The sequence below is a fragment of the Streptomyces sp. NPDC058691 genome (genome assembly GCF_042714775.1).
Taxonomy (GTDB): Bacteria; Actinomycetota; Actinomycetes; order Streptomycetales; family Streptomycetaceae; genus Actinacidiphila.
This window is the reverse complement of the sequence record NZ_JBHXSO010000056.1, coordinates 21,519-40,762: the sequence shown is the minus strand read 5'-3', so window position 1 is coordinate 40,762 and position 19,244 is coordinate 21,519. Positions and strand designations below refer to the sequence as shown.

Annotated in this window: 22 protein-coding genes, 1 pseudogene and 1 riboswitch; of the genes and pseudogenes, 13 read left to right on the top strand and 10 right to left on the bottom strand. The window is 72.5% G+C overall.

Features of this window, described 5'->3' with window-relative positions; all coding sequences use genetic code 11:
- The first annotated feature begins 73 nt into the window (after window positions 1–73).
- Entirely contained in the window at window positions 74–253 is a 180-nt protein-coding gene (locus ACFWVC_RS30925) for a hypothetical protein (protein ID WP_384294823.1), read from the top strand.
- Window positions 250–1,293 carry a UbiA prenyltransferase family protein gene (locus ACFWVC_RS30920; RefSeq protein ID WP_384294821.1) on the top strand — a complete coding sequence of 348 codons (1,044 nt, stop codon included), beginning with the start codon at window positions 250–252 and terminating at the stop codon, window positions 1,291–1,293. Before ACFWVC_RS30925 ends, ACFWVC_RS30920 begins: the two co-directional genes overlap by 4 nt.
- Window positions 1,294–1,426: 133 nt before the next feature.
- Here the strand turns inward: ACFWVC_RS30920 and ACFWVC_RS30915 are convergent, their stop codons facing one another.
- Window positions 1,427–1,675: an SCO4848 family membrane protein gene (locus ACFWVC_RS30915; RefSeq protein ID WP_384294817.1), complete on the bottom strand. Its 249-nt coding sequence runs from the start codon at window positions 1,673–1,675 to the stop codon at window positions 1,427–1,429.
- A gap of 278 nt (window positions 1,676–1,953) precedes the next feature.
- Here ACFWVC_RS30915 and ACFWVC_RS30910 point away from each other — a divergent pair, with 278 nt between their 5' ends.
- The 3 genes from ACFWVC_RS30910 to ACFWVC_RS30900 all read left to right on the top strand — a co-directional run bounded on the left by ACFWVC_RS30910 (window position 1,954) and on the right by ACFWVC_RS30900 (window position 4,130).
- Window positions 1,954–3,258, top strand: a complete 1,305-nt coding sequence (locus ACFWVC_RS30910) for a D-alanyl-D-alanine carboxypeptidase family protein (RefSeq protein ID WP_384294814.1) — start codon at window positions 1,954–1,956, stop codon at window positions 3,256–3,258.
- A 186-nt stretch (window positions 3,259–3,444) separates the two neighbouring features.
- A complete protein-coding gene (locus ACFWVC_RS30905) occupies window positions 3,445–3,663 on the top strand; it encodes a hypothetical protein (RefSeq protein ID WP_384294810.1) in 219 nt (72 codons plus the stop codon).
- A gap of 65 nt (window positions 3,664–3,728) precedes the next feature.
- Entirely contained in the window at window positions 3,729–4,130 is a 402-nt protein-coding gene (locus ACFWVC_RS30900) for a DoxX family protein (protein ID WP_384294807.1), read from the top strand.
- Here the strand turns inward: ACFWVC_RS30900 and ACFWVC_RS30895 are convergent.
- Entirely contained in the window at window positions 4,099–4,302 is a 204-nt protein-coding gene (locus tag ACFWVC_RS30895; protein WP_384294801.1) for a DUF397 domain-containing protein, read from the bottom strand. The two genes, ACFWVC_RS30900 and ACFWVC_RS30895, sit on opposite strands and share 32 nt — an antisense overlap.
- A complete protein-coding gene (locus ACFWVC_RS30890; RefSeq protein WP_384294797.1) occupies window positions 4,299–5,111 on the bottom strand; it encodes a Scr1 family TA system antitoxin-like transcriptional regulator in 813 nt (270 codons plus the stop codon). Before ACFWVC_RS30890 ends, ACFWVC_RS30895 begins: the two co-directional genes overlap by 4 nt.
- Here ACFWVC_RS30890 and ACFWVC_RS30885 point away from each other — a divergent pair.
- Window positions 5,110–5,553, top strand: a pseudogene (locus ACFWVC_RS30885) (ATP-binding protein); the annotation flags it as partial. The gene ACFWVC_RS30890 and the pseudogene ACFWVC_RS30885 overlap by 2 nt on opposite strands.
- A gap of 87 nt (window positions 5,554–5,640) precedes the next feature.
- On the top strand, window positions 5,641–6,213 hold the full coding sequence (locus tag ACFWVC_RS30880; protein WP_384294856.1) for an exonuclease domain-containing protein: 573 nt from the start codon (window positions 5,641–5,643) through the stop codon (window positions 6,211–6,213).
- A gap of 32 nt (window positions 6,214–6,245) precedes the next feature.
- Here ACFWVC_RS30880 and ACFWVC_RS30875 read toward each other — a convergent pair whose 3' ends face one another.
- The 4 genes from ACFWVC_RS30875 to trpS form a co-directional block, all read right to left on the bottom strand.
- Window positions 6,246–6,710: a hypothetical protein gene (locus tag ACFWVC_RS30875; RefSeq protein ID WP_384294793.1), complete on the bottom strand. Its 465-nt coding sequence runs from the start codon at window positions 6,708–6,710 to the stop codon at window positions 6,246–6,248.
- Window positions 6,707–7,594: a YihY/virulence factor BrkB family protein gene (locus ACFWVC_RS30870; protein WP_384294791.1), complete on the bottom strand. Its 888-nt coding sequence runs from the start codon at window positions 7,592–7,594 to the stop codon at window positions 6,707–6,709. Before ACFWVC_RS30870 ends, ACFWVC_RS30875 begins: the two co-directional genes overlap by 4 nt.
- A 242-nt stretch (window positions 7,595–7,836) precedes the next feature.
- A complete protein-coding gene (locus ACFWVC_RS30865) occupies window positions 7,837–8,439 on the bottom strand; it encodes a 2'-5' RNA ligase family protein (protein WP_384294787.1) in 603 nt (200 codons plus the stop codon).
- Window positions 8,440–8,657: 218 nt separating this feature from the next.
- Window positions 8,658–9,671 (bottom strand): tryptophan--tRNA ligase, encoded by a 1,014-nt coding sequence (trpS, locus tag ACFWVC_RS30860; protein WP_384294784.1) that lies wholly within the window; start codon window positions 9,669–9,671, stop codon window positions 8,658–8,660.
- 140 nt (window positions 9,672–9,811) lie between these two features.
- On the opposite strand from trpS, the gene ACFWVC_RS30855 reads away from it, so the two are divergent.
- From ACFWVC_RS30855 to ACFWVC_RS30840, 4 genes are all read left to right on the top strand, one after another.
- Window positions 9,812–10,363 (top strand): RNA polymerase sigma factor, encoded by a 552-nt coding sequence (locus ACFWVC_RS30855; RefSeq protein ID WP_384294781.1) that lies wholly within the window; start codon window positions 9,812–9,814, stop codon window positions 10,361–10,363.
- Window positions 10,360–11,124: a hypothetical protein gene (locus tag ACFWVC_RS30850; RefSeq protein ID WP_384294778.1), complete on the top strand. Its 765-nt coding sequence runs from the start codon at window positions 10,360–10,362 to the stop codon at window positions 11,122–11,124. The genes ACFWVC_RS30855 and ACFWVC_RS30850 overlap by 4 nt, the downstream gene beginning before the upstream one ends.
- 383 nt (window positions 11,125–11,507) lie before the next feature.
- Window positions 11,508–12,215 carry a hypothetical protein gene (locus ACFWVC_RS30845; RefSeq protein WP_384294775.1) on the top strand — a complete coding sequence of 236 codons (708 nt, stop codon included), beginning with the start codon at window positions 11,508–11,510 and terminating at the stop codon, window positions 12,213–12,215.
- A complete protein-coding gene (locus ACFWVC_RS30840; protein WP_384294773.1) occupies window positions 12,212–12,829 on the top strand; it encodes a hypothetical protein in 618 nt (205 codons plus the stop codon). Before ACFWVC_RS30845 ends, ACFWVC_RS30840 begins: the two co-directional genes overlap by 4 nt.
- Here ACFWVC_RS30840 and ACFWVC_RS30835 read toward each other — a convergent pair.
- Entirely contained in the window at window positions 12,822–14,264 is a 1,443-nt protein-coding gene (locus tag ACFWVC_RS30835; RefSeq protein WP_384294771.1) for a glycine hydroxymethyltransferase, read from the bottom strand. The genes ACFWVC_RS30840 and ACFWVC_RS30835 overlap by 8 nt on opposite strands.
- A gap of 26 nt (window positions 14,265–14,290) precedes the next feature.
- Window positions 14,291–14,377: riboswitch (ZMP/ZTP riboswitch) on the bottom strand.
- A gap of 137 nt (window positions 14,378–14,514) precedes the next feature.
- On the opposite strand from ACFWVC_RS30835, the gene rocD reads away from it, so the two are divergent.
- A complete protein-coding gene (gene rocD / locus ACFWVC_RS30830; RefSeq protein ID WP_384294769.1) occupies window positions 14,515–15,720 on the top strand; it encodes an ornithine--oxo-acid transaminase in 1,206 nt (401 codons plus the stop codon).
- A 27-nt stretch (window positions 15,721–15,747) separates the two neighbouring features.
- Here the strand turns inward: rocD and ACFWVC_RS30825 are convergent, their stop codons facing one another.
- On the bottom strand, window positions 15,748–16,266 hold the full coding sequence (locus tag ACFWVC_RS30825; RefSeq protein ID WP_384294766.1) for a carboxymuconolactone decarboxylase family protein: 519 nt from the start codon (window positions 16,264–16,266) through the stop codon (window positions 15,748–15,750).
- A 50-nt stretch (window positions 16,267–16,316) separates the two neighbouring features.
- Between ACFWVC_RS30825 and ACFWVC_RS30820 the strand changes: the two genes are divergently transcribed.
- Window positions 16,317–17,813: a PLP-dependent aminotransferase family protein gene (locus tag ACFWVC_RS30820; RefSeq protein WP_384294764.1), complete on the top strand. Its 1,497-nt coding sequence runs from the start codon at window positions 16,317–16,319 to the stop codon at window positions 17,811–17,813.
- 317 nt (window positions 17,814–18,130) lie between these two features.
- Here the strand turns inward: ACFWVC_RS30820 and ACFWVC_RS30815 are convergent, their stop codons facing one another.
- Complete coding sequence (locus tag ACFWVC_RS30815) at window positions 18,131–19,120, bottom strand: malate dehydrogenase (RefSeq protein WP_384294761.1); 990 nt, start codon at window positions 19,118–19,120, stop codon at window positions 18,131–18,133.
- Between the last annotated feature and the right edge of the window lie 124 nt (window positions 19,121–19,244).

The following is a 19,244-nucleotide window of genomic DNA, read 5'->3' as shown; positions in this document are numbered from 1 at the left end:
CGTACTCATGGCCCGGGATCGCGCGGTCCCCATAATCGAGGCGTCGGGAGCAGCACTCAACGAGGGGCCGACCATGCCTGATTCGCCGTCAACCGACCTGTCGCACGATCCGCCGCCCCGCCGGACCCGAAGGTCGCCATGGGCCGTCGTGGGTGTCGTCCTGGCGGTCGTCCTGGCGATCGCGGGACTCGTGGTCGTCGCCGGGCTCGTCCTCTTCTCCGTCGCACTCTCCAACTGGGGGAGCAACAAATGAGGGCACGTCTGCGTCTGTTGGTGCTGCTGAGCAGGCCCCCCGTGGCCCTGCTCCTGGCGCTCTACACGGCGGTCGGCCTGAGCCGGGCCGGCCACGGCCAGGACCCCGCGCTGCTGGCCGGATCGCTCACCGCGGTCATCGGCTTCCTGCTGTTCTCGGTGGCCTGCAACGACCTGGCCGACGTGGCCATCGACCGGGTCAATCTCCCGGGTGCGGCGGGACGGCCGCTGGTGACGGGCAGCGCCGCGGCACGGGACATGGTCGTGGTGGCGGCCACGTCGGGCGCCGTGGCCCTCGGCGCGAGCCTCGCCCTCGATCCCCGGGCCGCCGCGGTCACCGCGGCCGGCCTCGCGGTCAGCGCCGGGTATTCACTGCGCCCGGTGCGCCTGGCGGACCGGGGCGCGGTCGCGGCGCTCGTGCTGCCTGCCTGCTACGTCGCCGTGCCCTACCTGGTGGGCGTGATCGCCGCCCGCCACTCGGTGCGGCCCGCCGACCTGCTGCTGCTGGCGGGCCTGTACACCGGGTTCATCGGACGGATCCTGCTCAAGGACTTCCGCGACGTCCGAGGTGACGCGCTGTTCGGGAAGCGGACCTTCCTGGTGCGTCACGGACGCCGTGCGACCTGCCTCTTCAGCGCCTGCTGCTGGGCGGCCGGTACGGCGGTGCTGATCGTGGCCGCCCGCCCCGGACCCGCGTACGCCGTCAGCACCGGCCTGTGCCTGGCCGGGGCCCTGTGGCTGCTGCGTGCCCTGGCGACCGAGACCGGTCACCGGCGGGAGGAGGCGCTGATCTCCGCGATCGCCATCGTCGGGCGCGGGATGATCCTGCTTCTCCTGGCGCACCTGTCGATGCTCCAGGCCCACTGGACCGCGCTCGGGGAGTCGGCCGCCCTGGCCGCCCTGCTCGTGGTGACCGCGGGGCAGGCCGCCACGATGGCCAAATCCGGTCCGGTCTTCCGCTCGACCGTGCCGTTCGCCGAGGCGGAGGCCACGACCGGATCCGCGGCCGCGGCCGGATCCGCCGGACACCGCGGGGCGTAGCCCGTAGCCCCTGCAGCCACACCCGCACCCGGCACCGGGCGCTGCGCCGTCACGCGGCGGCGCCCGGAAGCCGGCCACCGCCGGAACCACCGGCACCACCGGCAGCACCAGCCCGGTCGGAGTCGCGACGAGATCACCGCGCGCGGCGCAGCGCCCGCAATCCGCGGACCCCGATCACGCCGATCGCGGTGCCGAGCGCGAGCGAGGTGATCGCGAGGGTCAGGTGAACCCAGAAGTACGTGGTCGGCGAGCCGTGGTCACCGCCCTCGAACGCGAGCCCGCTCGCGTCCTTCCACAGGTTCTTGACGAACGTCGTCCAGACGATCCAGCTCCACACCCCGAAGGCGGCCAGGAACCAGGAAACGGGGCGGCTGAGCTTCATACGACCAGTATGCGGGCCTTCGCGCGGGTCCCTGCGCCGGGGCCCATCAAGGCTTCCATTCGGCCCGGAACATCGAACTTCGTCCCGTTGTGACCCTTTTGGACCTCGGCCTTCGCCGCCCGTCGTCGCCCACCCGCCCCGCCGGAAGGCGCACCTCGGTACCGCACAAGACGGCCGCGCGTGATGGATGGTTGCACCCCGAAGGCGTGGGAACGGTCACGGCCAGGATCCGCCCCCGCGGCTGCCGCCACGTCACCCGCGCCCTGTAGTTTCTCACCGTGCCCAACTCCTCCCGCCGTTCCGCGCGCCGCCCTGCCCTGGTCGTGTCCGCCTTCGCGCTGTCCTGCGGCGCGGCCCTGGCGACCGCCCCCGTCGCGCACGCGAAGAGCCCGTCGCCAACCCCCACCCCGACCCCGCCCGCGGGCATGTCGACGGTGGGCGGCGAACGGCTGGGAGCACCCGGCACCCAGGTCAGCCCCCTCGGCGGCGCCCCGGCACTGCCGAAGAAGCTCACCGCCCGCTCCTGGATAGTCTCGGACGCCGAGTCCGGCCAGGTCCTCGCCGCGCACAACGCGCACTGGAAGCTGCCGCCCGCGAGCACGCTCAAGATGCTGTTCGCGGACACCGTGCTGCCGAAGTTCGAGAAGACGCAGACGCACAAGGTCGCGGTCTCCGACTTCGACGGCGTCGGCGCGGGCAGCAGCCTGGTCGGCATCAAGGAGAACCTGACCTACACCGTCAAGGACCTGTGGCTGGGCGTCTTCCTCCGCTCCGGCAACGACGCGGTGCACGTGCTGTCCGCCATGAACGGCGGTGTCGACGCCACCGTTCTGGAGATGCAGGCCAAGGCCAAGGATCTGCAGGCCGACGACACCACCGTCATATCCCCCGACGGATACGACATGCCGGGCCAGGTCTCCTCCGCCTACGACCTCACCCTCTTCGCGCGCTCCGGCCTGCAGAACGCCGACTTCCGCGACTACTGCTCGACGGTGCGGGCCAAGTTCCCCGGCGAGTGGAAGAAGACCAAGGCCAAGGGCAAGAAGAAGGCGACGAGGAAGCGCGAGACCTTCGAGATCCAGAACACCGACCGCCTGCTCACCGGCGACTACGACCTGCCGTCGTACCCGGGCATCGCCGGCGTCAAGAACGGCTACACCAGCAAGGCCGGCAACACCTTCACCGGCGTCGCCCAGCGCGACGGCCACACGCTCCTCGTCACCGTCATGCACCCGGGCGAGGGCCACAACATGGTCTACAAGGAAGCCGCGCAGTTGCTGGACTGGGGCTTCAAGGCGGACGGCAAGGTGACCCCGGTCGGCATCCTCGTGCCCCCGAAGTCGGCCCTCGCCACCGCCTCGCCCTCGGCCGCGCCGTCCCCGTCCTCCGTCGGCACCGCCCAGGCCGGAAACCCGGCCGCCTCCGCGTCCGCCGCCACGACCTCCGGCGGCGGCATGTGGACCGCCCTCGCCATCACCGGCGGATCGGCCCTGGTCATCGGCGCGGTCGCCTTCCTCGTCCGCAAGCGCTGGCCGCTGCCGAAGCGGAGCACCACCGCCGAGGCCGGCGCCGACCGGTCCTAGCGTCCCGGCCCTCCCCTCCTCCGGCTCCCGCGCTTCCCCCGGGGGCGCTCGACGGCGCTCATGCGGCGCGTGCGCCCACCCCGCTCCGACCGCCCCCCACCGCCCAGGTGTGCACGGACCCCCGCCCCGGACATGACCCTGGGGACAGGGACGCGGGGACGCCGAGGGAGCAGAGGGAGCAGACCAATGGGCATTCTGTCCGTCATCGGACTCGTCATGGGGCTGGCGGTCGCCGTCTACTGCGTCCGGGCCGCCTTCCGCACCAGGATTCCCGCCGCACGCTTCGGCTGGGCGGCCGCCGCCCCGGGAGCGGTCGTCGTCGGGACGTACCTGGCGGGATTCATCCTGGTCACCGCGGTCGTCCTGGCCGTCACGTGGTTCACCGTCGCGCATTTCCTGCGCTGAACCGATGAGTCGGCGGCGGTCGACCGGTCCACCTCCCCGTACACCCGATACCGGAGGAGACCCCGATGACCGCCACCGCTCCCGCTCCCGCGTCCGCCCCCGTCGTTCCGCGCCGGGCCCGCCGCGAGAACGCCGCCCTGTGGACGCTGCAGATCGTCCTCGCCCTGTTCTTCGCGTTCGCCAGCGCCATGCCGAAGCTCATCGCCCACTCGTCGGCCGTCGAAAGCTTCGACACGATCGGCTACGGCACGTGGTTCATGTACCTCATCGGCGCCCTCGAACTCGCGGGCGCCGTGGGCCTCGTCGTCCCGCGCCTCACCGGCGTCACCGCGATCGCCTTCGTCGGCCTGATGACGGGGGCCGCGCTCTTCCAGATCGCCTACTTCGACGGTCAGTTCGTCGTCACGCCGGTCATCATCGGCCTGCTCATGGGCCTCATCGCCTGGCGCCGCCTGCGCCGTGCGTGAGCGCGAACGCGACGAACGCGCGCCACGCGTCGGGCGCGAACGTCAGCCGGGCCCCGGCCCTGTCCTTGGAGTCCCGCACGAGGACGGCGCCGGGTCCGAACGCGACCTCGACGCAGGCGCCTCCGTCCGAGTTGCTGTAACTCGACTTGAACCAGGTCAGTTCACCGCTCATGGCACCTCCGCCAGCTCAACGATCAACCGTTCCGAGCCCTCCGGGCTGAGGGCCAGCCGCGCGATCATGTCATGACGTCGCATGAAGATGCTGACCTTCGCCGGGTCCGCGTGGAGTACACCCGCCACCTGCCCCTCCTCGTATGCCAGATGGTCGTGATCAGGGGTCTCAAGGAGGACAAAGGGCCCCTGCAGTCCCGGGTGGAAACGTCCTGATGTCGGCATGATCTGGATCGTCACATTGCGCTGGGCCCCGATCTCCAGAAGGTGCCGCAACTGCCGAACTCGCGCCTCGGTCGTACCCCACTTGCGGCGCAGGACACCTTCCTCGACAACGAAGCTGAACGACTTGGTCTGCTCGGCGAGCAGCGCCTGCCGTTCAAGGCGTCCCGTAACGCGCTCCTCCATGGTCTCCCCACCCAGGGGTGGCCAATGCGACGCCAGCAACGCGCGGACGTATTCCTCGGTCTGCAGCAACCCGGGGACGAACTGGGTCTCGTACCAGCCGACGGCAATGGCCTCGGCCTCGTACCGCATGAAGTCCTGCGAATACGAAGGGAACCGCTCCGGCTTCAAGAAGGCTTCCGCCGCCGTGAGTTTGCCGCCCGCGCCGCACATCTGGTCGGCGACCTGGAGGAGCCGGATCGTGGGGCGACGCCGGCCGAGTTCCATGGAGCGCACGGTCTCGCAGCCGTAGCCCGCCTCGTCCGCGAGCTGTTCGCGGGAGACGCCCGCCTGTTCGCGCCAGAGCCTGACCTGGTTGCCGCAGTAGCGCCATGCCATCGGGGGCGGGGACGTCTCGCTCGCCATGAGGTACAACCACCCTCCGTACACGCCTGGTCACTTCCGAGGCTACGCGGTGACCTGCACCTTTGGAGCCATGAACGAGACAACTCCCCCCACGGAGTGGCGCTTTCCCCGCCGGCCGCGCAGTGTGCGGCTCGCGCGGGCGCGGTTGCGCGAGCAGGCCGCGGTGTGGGGTCTGCCGGCGGAGACCACGGAGACCGCCGTACTGCTGCTGAGCGAGCTGATGACCAATGCCGTCCGCCATGCCCGGGTGCCGCCCGACCGCCAGGTGGCGGCGCGGGCCCTCCTCGCCGGGGGCCGGCTGCGGGTGGAGGTGTGCGACGCGAGCACCGCGTACCCGCGTCCCCGTGCCGCGTCGCCGGAGGGCGAGTCGGGGCGTGGGCTGGAGCTGGTGGAGGCGCTGGCGGACGCGTGGGATGTCCGGCCGCGTCCGTACGGGATCGGCAAGACGGTCTGGTTCGAACTGAGAGTGGTAAATACCTGCGCAAAGAGTAGTGACCAGTGGCCGGAAACAGACGTACTGTTTCCCGTCATGGAGAGTGATGAGGGACTGCTGAACGTCATCGATGTCGAGGCCACGTGCTGGGACGGCGAGCCGCCGCCGGGCGCGGTGAGCGAGATCATCGAGATCGGGCTGACCGTCGTGGACCTTCACCTGGGCGAGCGCGTCGCCCGGCACCGCATCCTCGTACGGCCCACTCGGTCGCAGGTCAGCGAATTCTGCACCGAGTTGACCGGGCTCACGCAGGCCGAGGTCGACGGGGGTCTCGACTTCGCCGACGCCTGCAAGCTCCTGGCGGCCGAGCACCGGGCCGGCCCGCGTGCGTGGGCCAGTTGGGGCGACTACGACCGGCACCAGTTCAACCGGCAGTGCCGGGCGACCGGGACGACGTACCCCTTCGGCAGCCGGCACATCAACGTCAAGACACTTTTCACTCAAGCGCACGGCCTGACCAAGCGCCCCGGCATGGTCGAGGCCCTGCAGATCGCCGGGCTTCCCCTCGAAGGCCGTCACCACTGCGGTGAGCACGACTCCTGGAACATCGCGGCCCTCGCCCTGGCTCTCGTCCGCCGCGGCGCCTGGCCGGGCCTGCCCGGGCGCTGACCGCGCGCGGCGCGCGGCGCGTCAGGGCGCGGTCAGGACTCGCCGCGGTAGCTGACGTGGTCGCCGCCGCGGAAGAACACGCGCCAGGACTCGGCGTGTTCGGAGGTGACCGGGAGGATTTCCAGGACGTGGGCGTCCTCCATCTCCACCGTGACGCGCCCACTGTCCCCGAGGGTCGAGCGCACCACGTTCAGCGGGCTGTGGCCCAGCCGCTCGCACAGCCTGCGTGCGTGCTCGTCGTAGAGCGTGGTGAAGTCCGCGAGGGCGGCCGCCGGGTCGGTGCCGCGGACCTGGGGCCACCGCATGTCCTCGGAGCCGAGCACGAGGTCGCCCCCGCGGGTCAGCCGGAACGGGCAGTGGGCCTGGAGGACGGCGCCGGGCGACAGGGACTCACGGGTCGCGAACGCGAAGACACCGGTGAGGGCGTCCCGGTCGATCCCGGTCAACGTGTAGGGGACGAGGCAGGCGACGGCCTCGTTCAGGGCGATCTCGCTCAACTCGGCTCCTTGGTCTCCGCCGCGGCCCGCAGCTCGGCGCTGTGCGGCGTGGCCGTCCACGCCGCGCAGTACAGCAGCAGCTTCGCTGTGAAGTTCATCCACAGCAGGAGCGCGATGGGCACGCCGAAGGCCCCGTACATGCTCTTGGTGGCGACGCTCTGCAGGTAGCCGCTGATCAGCAGCTTCAGTACCTCGAAGCCGATGGCTCCTATCAGGCTCGCCACGATGACGTCGCGCCGGTCGGGGGTGACGCCCGGCAGCAGGGTGAGCAGATAGGCGAGGATGCCGACGTCGATGAGGACGGCGACGCAGAAGCCCACGACGGACAGCAGGACCCGGCCGGGGCCGTTCTCGTCCAGGCCGACGGCGTCGCCGAGACGGTTGATGGCGGAGCCCGCGAGGGTCGAGCAGACCACGGAGAGCAGGGCCACCGCGCCCAGGCCGATCAGGACGCCGAGGTCCTTGAGCCGGTCCAGGAAGGGGTTGCCGTTCTCGTCGTCCTTGTGCCAGACGGCGCGCAGGCAGTCCCGCAGCGCGGCGACCCAGCTGACGCCGGTGAGGACCAGCAGGATCGCGGCGATGGCCCCGACCGTGCCCGCGTTGTCCACCAGCCCGTTGATGTTGAGCTTGTCGGCGATCCCCGGCACCTGCTCGGCGAGCTTGTCCTGAAGCTGCTTGAGCTGCGACGGGGACAGCAGTGCCGCGCCGACGGCCGCACCGACGGTGAGCAGCGGGAAGAGCGCGACGAAACTGACGAAGGTGATGGCGGCGGCGAGCCGGGTCCAGTGGACGCTCTCCAGGTGCTCGTACGTGCGCCAGGCGTGGGTGCGCATGAGCCGCGCGATCCACGGACCGATCACCGGGATTTTCGTCAGCCATTCCATACCGCGCGCCTGCCCTCCGTCACCTCCTGCACTCTAGGTGGCGGGCGCCGTGGCGGCGGTGACCGTCTCGAAGACGCGTTCCGTGTCGGCCCCCCGAGGGACGGGGCCGGCGCAGGCGGCGGCGAGGCCCCGCGTTGCGCCGGACGGAGGGTCAGCCGGGGCCCGGTGCCCCGTCGGCGGGACCGGCGGGACCGACGGGGTCCACCGCCCCGGGCCGGCCTCCGGCGGCCGGCCCGGTGTCCTCACGCGGGCTGTGTACCCCGCGCGGAAGCCGTACCGAGTGGTTCGCAGGCCCCCGGCTGCTGGGGGAGCAGGGGGTGGGGGGCGGCGGCTCCGAAGGGGTAGTCGCGCAGGGGGCGCCAGACGCCCTCGTCGTCCTGTTCGTACAGGGAGAAGCAGCTGGCCGTCCACGCGGCGGTGAAGTCGGCGAGTTCCATCTGCGCGCGGTCCAGCGCCTCGTCGGCGATGCCATGGCCGATGGTGACGTGCGGGTGGTACGGAAACTGCAGCTCGCGGCGGACCGGGCCGGAGCGCACCCGCTCCTGAAGCTCGGCGCAGTCCAGGCCGCCCTGGGCGAGTTCGACGAAGACCACCGGGGTCAGCGGCCGGAAGCTCGCCGTGCCCTCCAGTCGCATCGGGAAGGCGTGGCAGACGGCCGCGACCTCGCTCAGATGCTCGCGGAAGGCCGGCAGGACCGCGATGTCCACCTCGGTCGGCGGAAGCAGTGTGACGTGGGTGGGGATGCAGTAGGCCAGTGGGTCGCCGAAGTCGGCGCGGCACTGCTGCAGCAGGCTGCCGTAAGGCTCCGGGACCGCGATGGACACGCCGATCATGCGGTTTCCCACGAGTTCACCCCTTTCCCGGTCGTACCCCGGTCGTCGCCCCGTCGGTTTTCCGGCCCGCCCCCGTCCGGTCCCGGGCGGGCCGGAGGCATCGTACGCACGGTGTGCGGCGCAGCGCCTCCGCAGCAAGTGTGACGCGCTCGCGCCTCGGGGCGCGAGCGTCGTCCGTCACATTCACGCGGGACCAAAGACCCGCGGCACGGGGTGCCGGAATGCCCCGTTCAGTGCTTGGCGGGCAGGAAACCGACCCGTTCGTAGGCGTTCGCCAGGGTCTCGGCGGCCACGGCACGGGCCTTCTCCGCGCCCTTGGCCAGCACGGAGTCCAGGCTCTCCGGGTCGCCGAGGTACTCCTGCGTGCGCTCGCGGAACGGGGTGACCCACTCCACGAAGACCTCCGCGAGCTCGGTCTTCAGCGCGCCGTATCCCTTGCCCTCGTACCGCTGCTCCAGTTCGGGGATCGCGGTCCCGGTGAGGGTGGAGTAGATGGTCAGCAGGTTGCTGATGCCCGGCTTCTCCTGCTCGTCGAAGCGGATCACGGTGTCGGTGTCGGTGACCGCGCTCCTGATCTTCTTCGCCGAGGCCTTCGGTTCGTCCAGAAGGTTGATGAGGCCCTTGGGGGACGCCGCCGACTTGCTCATCTTCGCCTGCGGATCCTGCAGGTCGTAGATCTTCGCCGTCTCCTTGACGATGTACGGGGCCGGGATGGTGAAGGTGTCGCCGAAGCGGCCGTTGAAGCGCTCCGCGAGGTCCCGGGTGAGCTCGATGTGCTGGCGCTGGTCCTCGCCGACGGGGACGGCGTTCGCCTGGTAGAGCAGGATGTCCGCGACCTGGAGGATCGGGTACGTGAACAGGCCCACGGTCGAGCGGTCGGCGCCCTGCTTGGCGGACTTGTCCTTGAACTGCGTCATGCGCGACGCCTCGCCGAAGCCGGTGAGGCAGTTGAACACCCAGCCGAGCTGCGCGTGTTCGGGCACGTGACTCTGGACGAAGAGCGTGCAGCGCTCCGGGTCGAGCCCGGCGGCGAGCAGCTGGGCGGCGGCCAGACGGGTGTTGGCGCGCAGCTCCGCCGGATCCTGCGGCACGGTGATCGCGTGCAGGTCGACGACCATGTAGAAGGCGTCGTGCGACTCCTGGAGGGCCACCCACTGACGGACCGCGCCGAGGTAGTTGCCCAGGTGGAACGAGCCTGCGGTGGGCTGGATGCCGGAGAGCACACGGGGACGATCGAGAGCCATGACACTCATTCTCTCAGGTCCCCGGGGATTGTCCGCTCGCAATGGGAACCCCGCCGGGGGCAGCGGTGTAGAAGGGGTGACGGGGTCGCACGGGGGCGGCCGGGGAGTGAAAGGGGGCCGCCACGGAGGGGGAGGCGGCGGTGATCGCACGCGTACGCGCCGGGGACCGTGAGGCGTACGCGGAGCTGGTGCGCGTCCACGCGGACGTCGCCCATCGCACGGCCGTGCTGCTCGGGGCCGGTGCCGACGCGGAGGACGTGGTGCAGAACTCGTTCGTCAAGGCGTACCGGGCCCTCGGCGGCTTCCGGGAGGACGCCGCCTTCCGGCCGTGGCTGCTGCGCATCGTCGCCAACGAGGCGCGGAACGCGGCACGGGCCGCCCGCCGGCTGCGCTCGGCCGTCGAGCGCAACGCCGCGCTGGAGGCCGTGCCCCCGCCGGACCAGGACCCGGAGACGCTGGCGGTGACCCGGGAACGGCACGCGGTGCTGCTGGCCGCGGTCGGCGGGCTGAGCGAGCCGCACCGGCTGGTGGTCACCTGCCGCTATCTGCTGGACCTGGACGAGGAGGAGACGGCCGCGGTGCTGGGCTGGCCGCGCGGCACCGTCAAGTCCCGGCTGCACCGCGCCCTGGCGAGACTGCGGACCGGGCTCGGCGAACCTGTGCCGGCCGCTTGGGACGGGGGGCTGCGATGACCGATCCGCTCCCGGAGGAACTGCGCGAGGCGGGGCGGCGCCTGGACATCCCGGCGCCGTCGCCGGACTCGGTGGCCGAGCAGGTGCTGGCCCGGCTGCTCGCGGAGGCCGTGCCGGTGCCCGTTCCCGTGCCGGGCGCCGGCGGGGGCCGTGTGCGGCGCGCGCGGATCCGGGTCGCGGCCCGGTGGCGGGCCCTGGCGGCGGTGCTGTGCGGCGTACTGGTCGTGCTGGTGCTCACCCCGCCGGTGCGGGCCACGGTGTCGGACTGGTTCGGCTTCGGCGGTGTCGCCGTGCGCCACGACCCCTCCGCGACACCGGGCGCGGGAAGCCCGCCGCCGGTGCGCGGACACGCGCCGTCGGACGGGGCGTTCGTTCCGGCGGCGCTGGGCGAGCCGGACGGGGTCGCGGTCACCGACGGGGGGCGGGTGCTGTCGATGAGCTGGCGGCGCGACGGCCGCACGATCCGGCTGGACCAGTTCCGGGCCTCGATCGACATGGTCTTCCTCAAGACGACCGGCTCCGCGGCCGAATGGGTCCAGGTCGACGGCGAATTCGCGGTGTGGTTCGCCAAGCCGCACTACGTCCGGCTCATCGACCCCGACGGACGGACGCGCCGCGAACCGCCCCGGGCGGCCGGGCCCACCCTGCTGTGGCAGAGCGGCGAGGTGACGCTGCGTCTGGAGGGCGTGCCGGACCGGGCGGGCGCGCTCGCGATCGCGGAGTCGGCGCGGCTCCGGGAGTACCCCGGCCCGCCCGCCTGACCGGCCGGGGGCCGTAGGGGTGCGGGCCCGGGCCCGGGGCCCGGTTTCGGTGCCGCGCATGACCAGGCGGCAGCCAGGACGCCGATCACGCTGACGGCGCAGGCGCGCCTCTCCTGTCCGGGGCCCAACGTCATGTCGTTCTCAGGGCGGTCGGCATGGAATGCCGGAAGCGGCCTGGCCCATGACGGTCGCCCGCTCCGGCGAGGTCGAGGCCGCCTTCATCGCCCGCCTCTCGCCGCCGCCCAGCCGGGGGCCGCCCCGGGCACACCCGCCTCTCCGCATCCTCCCCGGACACCGCCTCGGACACCGAGGCCCGGCCGGAACGGGAACCCGGACGGCTCGGGCGGTGTAACAGGGGCAGGACCGAGCGAGAGGGGGTCAGCATGCGGATCAGAAGGTTCGTCACCTGGGCCGGAGTCACGGCCGCGGCGCTCATCGCCGTGCTCAGCGGCGCGGGCCCGGCCACGGCCGGGGGGCCGACCAGCGTGATGCTGGTCGCGCCGGGAAGCGGCAAGGCCGCCGCGATCTACACCACTTCCCCGGACTACGGGACGCTGGACGCGTCCATCGGACGTGAGCCCGCCGCCTCCGATCCGCCCTCGCTGACCGATGTGCAGGCCGACGGGCAACGCCAGGTCACCGTCACCTGGCTGATCCACGACATCTCGGTCTGGCGCGTGGACTTCGTCTACCTGGACGCCGCCGGGGGCCCGTGGATCCACACCCGTGAGTCCGGGGACACGGGTCTGCCCGAGCAGGGGGTATGGCGCCACGCCGCCCAGCCGAAGGCGCTCGGCGCGCTGCTCGGCCGCATGGGCCTCATCGGCCCGGACAAGGGTCTCGGCGTCAGCGCCCCCGACTACCCGCTCGGCCTGGCGGAGGATCCCTCCCCGGCCACCCCGGCGCCCGCCACCTCGCCCGCGTCAGCGACAGCCGCGGACACCGGCGGGACCACCGACTGGTGGCTGTCCCTCCCCGGGCTGGGCGCCGGCCTGGCCCTCGGCTGCGCCGGCACCCTGTTCGCCTCGCGCCTGATATCCCGCCGGACGCCCCGCGACCCGGGACCCCGCCAGGAACTGGTCGACGCGTGAGACTCCGCCCGCGCACACCGCTTGCCGTGTCGGCGGTGCTGCTGCCCGCCGTTCTGCTCGGAGCGGGGCCGGCGGCCGCCAAGGTGCCCGGCAACGCGGTGCTGACCTCGGTGGCGACGGGCCGCACGACAGGACTGGACGCGTCGGCGCCCGAGCACATGCCGCTCGCCGCGGCCCTGGTACTGGACGACTACACCGGCACGCTGGACCCGCCGAGGCCCATGAGCGACCGGGCCGTCGCGGGCAGTGTGACCGTCGGCTGGCACTTCGAGGCCGACGGTCCGCTGTTCCAGGTCGACCAGGTGTTTCCCGACATGGGAGACGGCGTATGGGTGCGGACGGACCCGGCGCCCCGTGCCGCCGACGACTATGTGCTGTGGCACCGCGCGCCCGCGTCCCTCGGCCCGCTGCTCGCCCGTCTGGGGCTGTTCGAGCCTGACAGGCCAGGTGAGCGGGGGCAGCGGGAGGAAACGCGTACGGCCTCGGCCGGCGGCGGGGGCCCGGCGGAGGGCTGGTGGTGGGCCCTGCCGGGGCTCGCCGCCGGGTCGGCGCTGACGGCGCTCGGCCGGCGGTGGCGTTCGTGCCGCCGGCCGGGCGCCGGCCGGGCTAGCTGAGGTCGATGCCGGGATACAGCGGGAAGCCGGCCAGCAGGTCGGCGGCACGCTGCGCGATCTCGTCCGCGACCTTCGCGTCCAGTACGTGCTGCGCCTTGGACGGCTTGCCGGCCGAGGTGACGCCGGCCTCGGTGGTGGTCAGTACGCGGTCGATGAGACCCGCGATCTCGTCCATCTCGCCCGTGCCGAGGCCACGGGTGGTGAGGGCCGGGGTGCCGATGCGGATGCCGGAGGTGTACCAGGCCCCGTTCGGGTCCTGGGGGATGGAGTTCCGGTTGGTGACGATGCCGGACTCCAGCAGGGCCGCCTCGGCCTGACGCCCGGTCAGGCCGTAGGAGGACTCGACGTCGATGAGCGCGAGGTGGTTGTCCGTACCGCCGGTGACCAGGGTCGTGCCGCGCCGCAGCAGCCCCTCGGCCAGCGCCTTGGAGTTGTCGACGATGCGCTGCGCGTAGCCGTGGAAGTCCGTGTGGCGGGCCTCGGCCAGGGCCACCGCCTTGGCGGCCATGACGTGCGGCAGCGGGCCGCCGAGCACCATCGGGCAGCCGCGGTCGACCTGTTCGGCCAGCGAGGAGTCGCACAGGACCATGCCGCCGCGCGGTCCGCGCAGCGACTTGTGCGTGGTGGTGGTGACGATCTGCGCGTGCGGCACGGGATCGAAGTCCCCGGTGAGGACCTTGCCGGCGACCAGGCCGGCGAAGTGCGCCATGTCGACCAGCAGGGTGGCGCCGACCTCGTCGGCGATCTCCCGCATGATGCGGAAGTTCACCAGCCGGGGATAGGCCGAGTATCCCGCGACGATGATCAGCGGACGGAACTCGCGGGCCGTCTTGCGCAGCGACTCATAGTCGAGCAGGCCCGTCGCGGGGTCCGTGCCGTAGCTGCGCTGATCGAACATCTTTCCTGAGATATTGGGGCGAAAGCCGTGCGTGAGGTGGCCGCCGGCGTCCAGGGACATGCCCAGCATGCGCTGGTCCCCGAGTTCGTGGCGCAGCCGCGCCCAGTCCGCCTCGGACAGGTCGTTGACCTGCCGCACACCGGCCCGCTCCAGCGCCGGCGCCTCCACCCGGGCGGCCAGCACGGCCCAGAAGGCGACCAGGTTGGCGTCGATGCCGGAGTGCGGCTGCACATAGGCGTGCTCGGCGCCGAAGACCGCCCGCGCGTGCTCGGCGGCGATGGCCTCGACGGTGTCGACGTTGCGGCACCCGGCGTAGAAGCGGCGCCCGACGGTGCCCTCGGCGTACTTGTCGCTGAACCAGTTGCCCATGGCCAGCAGCACCGCCGGGGAGGCGTAGTTCTCGCTGGCGATGAGCTTGAGCGAGGCCCGCTGGTCCTCGATCTCCTGGCCGATCGCGTCGGCGACGCGCGGCTCGACCCCCCTGATCACGTCAAGGGCACTGCGGAAGGCGGTGGATTCGGTGGTACCACTGGACATGCGGACCTCCTGCGCGGCACGGCATACCGGATGGCCCAGGCGCACGGCACACAGTTCACGGGCCGCTCCCCGATGGTCGATCCCATCCCAGCGCGCCAGTCACGGCCCTCGGCCAGCCTAGCAACGCGAGGCCGGGAGGTCGCCGCGATGTTTCCCCGCGTCCGGGGCGAGCGACGATAGAGACTACGGAAGGGGGCCCCACCGGGCTCCCGCGCCACACCTCCCGACGTACCACGAACGGAGCACTCACGTGTCGACCGCCGCCGAGCACATCGCCACCACAGAAGCGCACAGCGCGCACAACTACCACCCCCTCCCCGTCGTCGTCGCCTCCGCCGACGGCGCGTGGGTGACGGACGTCGAGGGCCGCCGCTACCTCGACATGCTCGCCGGCTACTCGGCACTCAACTTCGGCCACCGCAACCCCCGCCTGATCGAGGCGGCCAAGGCCCAGCTGGACCGGGTCACGCTGACCTCGCGGGCGTTCCACCACGACCGCTTCGCCCGGTTCTGCACGGAGCTCGCGGAGCTGTGCGGCATGGAGATGGTGCTGCCGATGAACACCGGCGCGGAGGCCGTGGAGACCGCGGTCAAGACGGCCCGCAAGTGGGGCTACCGGGTCAAGGGCGTGCCGGACGGCCAGGCGAAGATCATCGTGGCCGCCGGCAACTTCCACGGCCGCACGACCACCGTCATCAGCTTCTCCACCGACCCCGAGGCCCGCGCCGACTTCGGCCCGTACACCCCGGGCTTCGAGATCGTGCCGTACGGCGACCTCGCGGCGCTTGAGGCGGCGATCGACGCGAACACGGTGGCCGTGCTCATGGAGCCCATCCAGGGCGAGGCCGGGGTACTGGTGCCGCCGGCGGGCTACTGGGCGGGAGTGCGGCGGCTGACGTCCGAGCACGGGGTGCTCTTCATCGCCGACGAGATCCAGTCGGGCCTGGGCCGTACCGGCAGGACGTTCGCCTCCGAGCACGAGGGCGTCGTCCCGGACATGTACGTGCTGGGCAAGGCCCTGGGCGGCGGCGTCGTGCCGGTCTCGGCCGTGGTGTCCTCCGCGGAGGTGCTGGGGGTGTACCGCCCCGGTGAGCACGGCTCGACCTTCGGCGGCAACCCGCTCGCGTGCGCCGTGGCACTGGAGGTCCTCGCGATGCTCCGCACGGGTGAGTACCAGCAGCGGGCCACCGAACTCGGCGACCATCTGCACCACGAACTGGCCCTGCTGACCGGCAGCGGCACGGTCACGGCGGTACGCGGCCGCGGACTCTGGGCGGGGGTGGACATCGCCCCGGGCCACGGCACCGGCCGCGAGGTCTCCGAGCGGCTGCTGGGGCGGGGTGTCCTGGTCAAGGACACCCACGGCTCCACGATCCGGCTCGCGCCGCCGCTGGTGATCTCCAAGGAGGACCTGGACTGGGGTCTGGACCAGCTGCGGTCCGTGCTCTCCGTCTGACGGCGAAGACCCGAGAGGCCAAAGGGGTCAGATCCCGTCCGGGCGCGGCGCCGGGGACATCCGCGTGGTGATGCCGATGCGGTTCCAGGCGTTGATGGTGACGCACATGGCGATCAGGCGGGGCAGCTCGTCCTCGTCGAAGACCCGGGCGGCCTCGTCGTACACGTCGTCCGGGACACCGTGTTCGCCGAGGCGGGTCACCGCTTCGGCGAGCGCCAGGGCGGCCCGCTCGCGCGCGGTGAAGAACGGGGTCTCCCGCCACACGGTGAGCCCGTTGAGCTTCTGCTCGGTCACGCCCAGCTTGCGGGCGTCCGCGGTGTGCTGGTCGACGCAGTACGCACAGCCGTTGACCTGCGAGGCGCGGGCCTTGACCAGTTCGGCGACCACCGGGTCGAGGCCGGCGCGGGCGGCCGCGTCGAGGGCGATCATCGCCTTGTAGAAGTCGGGGGCGGCCTTGGGCAGCGCGATGCGGGGGGCGGGAGCGGGGACGAGCTCGTCCGGGCCGTGGCCGGACGGGGTGACTGCGGGCGTGCTGAACGTCGTCATGCCACCCAAACTAGCGACCCGGTGTCCCTGGCCCATGGTCCACTTGGAGGGTGAACGAGTGGGCCAATTCCGGGATCGACCTCCATCTGGACCTCCGTCTCGACCTCGCCGGGGGCACCGGGGCGCGGGCCGGGCTGGAGCGGGCGCTGCGGGAGGCGGTGCGGGTCGGGCGGCTCGCCCCGGGCACCCGCCTGCCGTCCTCCCGCGTGCTGGCCAAGGACCTCGGCCTCGCCCGCAACACCGTCGCCGAGGCGTACGGGCAGCTCGTCGCCGAGGGCTGGCTGACCGCCCGCCAGGGCTCGGGCACGCACGTCGCCGACGGCCGGCGGCCGTCCGGACCGCCCGCCCGGCCCGGACGCGTCCAGGCCACCGTCCCGCGCCGCACCGACCGGGACACCCGCGGCGGCCGCCTCGCCGAAACGGCCGGGATCCTGCCCGACCCGGAGCGGTTCACCTACGACCTGCGCCCCGGCTCCCCCGACCTCTCGTCCTTCCCGCGCGCGGCGTGGGGGGCAGCGGCCCGCAGGGCACTGGCGGCCGCGCCCCACGAGGCCTTCGGCTACACCGACCCGCGCGGCCGGCCGGAGCTGCGCGAGGCGCTCGCGGCCTATCTCGGGCGGGTGCGCGGCGTCCGCACCCGGCCCGAACTCCTCATGGTGTGCTCGGGTTTCGTGCAGGCCGCCGGGCTGCTCGGCCGCGTGCTCCGGGCCGGCGGTGCCCGTAGCGTGGCCGTCGAGGCGCTGGGCTACCCGCACACCGTGGAGATCCTGCGGACGGCGCGGCTGGCGCCCGTCCTGCTGCCGGTCGACGACGACGGCGCCCAGGTCGATGCCCTCGACCACGGCGTGGACGCCGCGCTGCTGACCCCGGCCCACCAGTTCCCGTCCGGCAGCCCTCTGTCCCCTGAGCGGCGCACGGCTACGGTGGCCTGGGCCCGTGCGACGGGCGGGGTGGTCGTCGAGGACGACTACGACGGGGAGTTCCGCTACGACCGCCAGCCGGTCGGCGCCCTGCAGGGCCTCGCCCCCGAGCACGTCGTCTACGCCGGCACCGCCAGCAAGAGCCTCGCGCCCGGTCTCCGGCTGGCCTGGCTGGCGCTGCCGCCCGCCCTCGTCGAACCGGTTCTGGACGAGAAGCGGCTGGCCGACCACCACTCCCCCGTCCTCGATCAGTTGACGCTGGCCGAGCTGATCGCCTCCGGCGCGTACGACCGCCATGTCCGCCGGATGCGGCTGCACTACCGGCGGCGCCGCGACCGGCTCGTCTCGGCGCTGGCCGAACGCGCCCCCGCCGTCCGGGTCTCCGGCATCGCCGCCGGACTGCACGCGGTACTCCGGCTGCCGCCCGGCACACCGGCCGCGGAGGTCGTCGCCGCGGCCCGCGCCCGGGGCCTGGGACTGCAGAGCCTGGACGACTTCGGCGGCCGGGACACCGAGGAGCTCGTCGTCGGCTACGGCACCCCGCCCGAGCACGCCTTCGCCGGCGCGCTCGACGCGCTGTGCGCGCTGCTGGCCACTCAGTCCAGGGGGGCCGGCGCGGCACAGTAGTCAGCGTTCGCACAGAAGGAGCCGAGGACCACGCGCAGGCGGTCGAGGGTCTCGGACCATTCGTCCGCCGGGGAAGGCGTGGTCGACGCACCGCAGGCGCCGCGGGTTCGGTCTCCGGGCGGAGGGCGGGCAACGCCGCCGAAGCCGCCGTCGCGTGGTCCGTATTGCCGGGCTCCATACGTCCCCCGTATGTGAACTGCCGTGCGCTTCACGGGTGTTGCTCCCGCCGCGGACGTCACAGTGCAGGGAACGCGACGGCCCGCTGCCGAGCCCTTTGCGGGCTCCGGCAGCGGGCCGTGGGAATCGCGTCGCGGACCTCAGATCAGGCCGAGACCGCGGACCGCGTCGCGCTCCTCCTCGAGCTCCTTGACGGAGGCGTCGATGCGGGCGCGGGAGAACTCGTTGATGTCCAGGCCCTGGACGATCTCGAACTTGCCGTCCTTCGCGGTGACCGGGAAGGAGGAGATCAGGCCCTCCGGCACACCGTAGGAGCCGTCGGAGACGACACCCGCGGACGTCCAGTCGCCCTCGGCGGTGCCGTTGGTCCAGGTGAAGACGTGGTCGATCGCGGCGTTCGCGGCCGACGCCGCGGAGGACGCGCCACGGGCCGCGATGATGGCGGCGCCGCGCTTGGCGACGGTCGGGATGAACTCCTCGGCCAGCCACTTCTCGTCGTTGACGGTCTCGGCGGCGTTCTTGCCGGCGACCTCGGCGTGGAAGACGTCCGGGTACTGGGTGGCGGAGTGGTTGCCCCAGATGGTCAGGCGGCGGATCTCGCTCACCGGCACGCCGGTCCTCTTCGACAGCTGCGAGATCGCGCGGTTGTGGTCCAGGCGGGTCATCGCGGTGAAGCGGTCGGCCGGGACGTCCGGAGCGGAGGACTGCGCGATGAGCGCGTTGGTGTTGGCCGGGTTGCCGACGACCAGGACGCGGATGTCGTCCGCGGCGTGGGCGTTGATGGCCTTGCCCTGCGGGCCGAAGATGCCGCCGTTGGCCTCGAGCAGATCGCCGCGCTCCATGCCGGCGGTGCGCGGGCGGGCGCCGACGAGCAGGCCGACGTTCGCGCCGTCGAAGGCGACGTTCGGGTCGTCGCTGATGTCGATGCCCTGGAGCAGCGGGAACGCGCAGTCGTCCAGCTCCATCGCGGTGCCCTCGGCCGCCTTGAGCGCCGGGGTGATCTCCAGCAGGCGCAGCTTCACCGGGACATCGGGGCCGAGCAGGTGGCCCGACGCGATGCGGAACAGCAGCGCGTAGCCGATCTGTCCGGCCGCTCCGGTTACGGTGACGTTGACGGGAGTGCGAGTCATTGCCTTCTCCTGGCCTTCTGCTGCTGGATCCATGCCGCCCCGGCAGCGTCCCATGCTCCCGGAACGGGGATCTCTCGGCGTCAAGAGACCCACGCCAGGCTATACCCGCGCCGTCCCGGCGGCT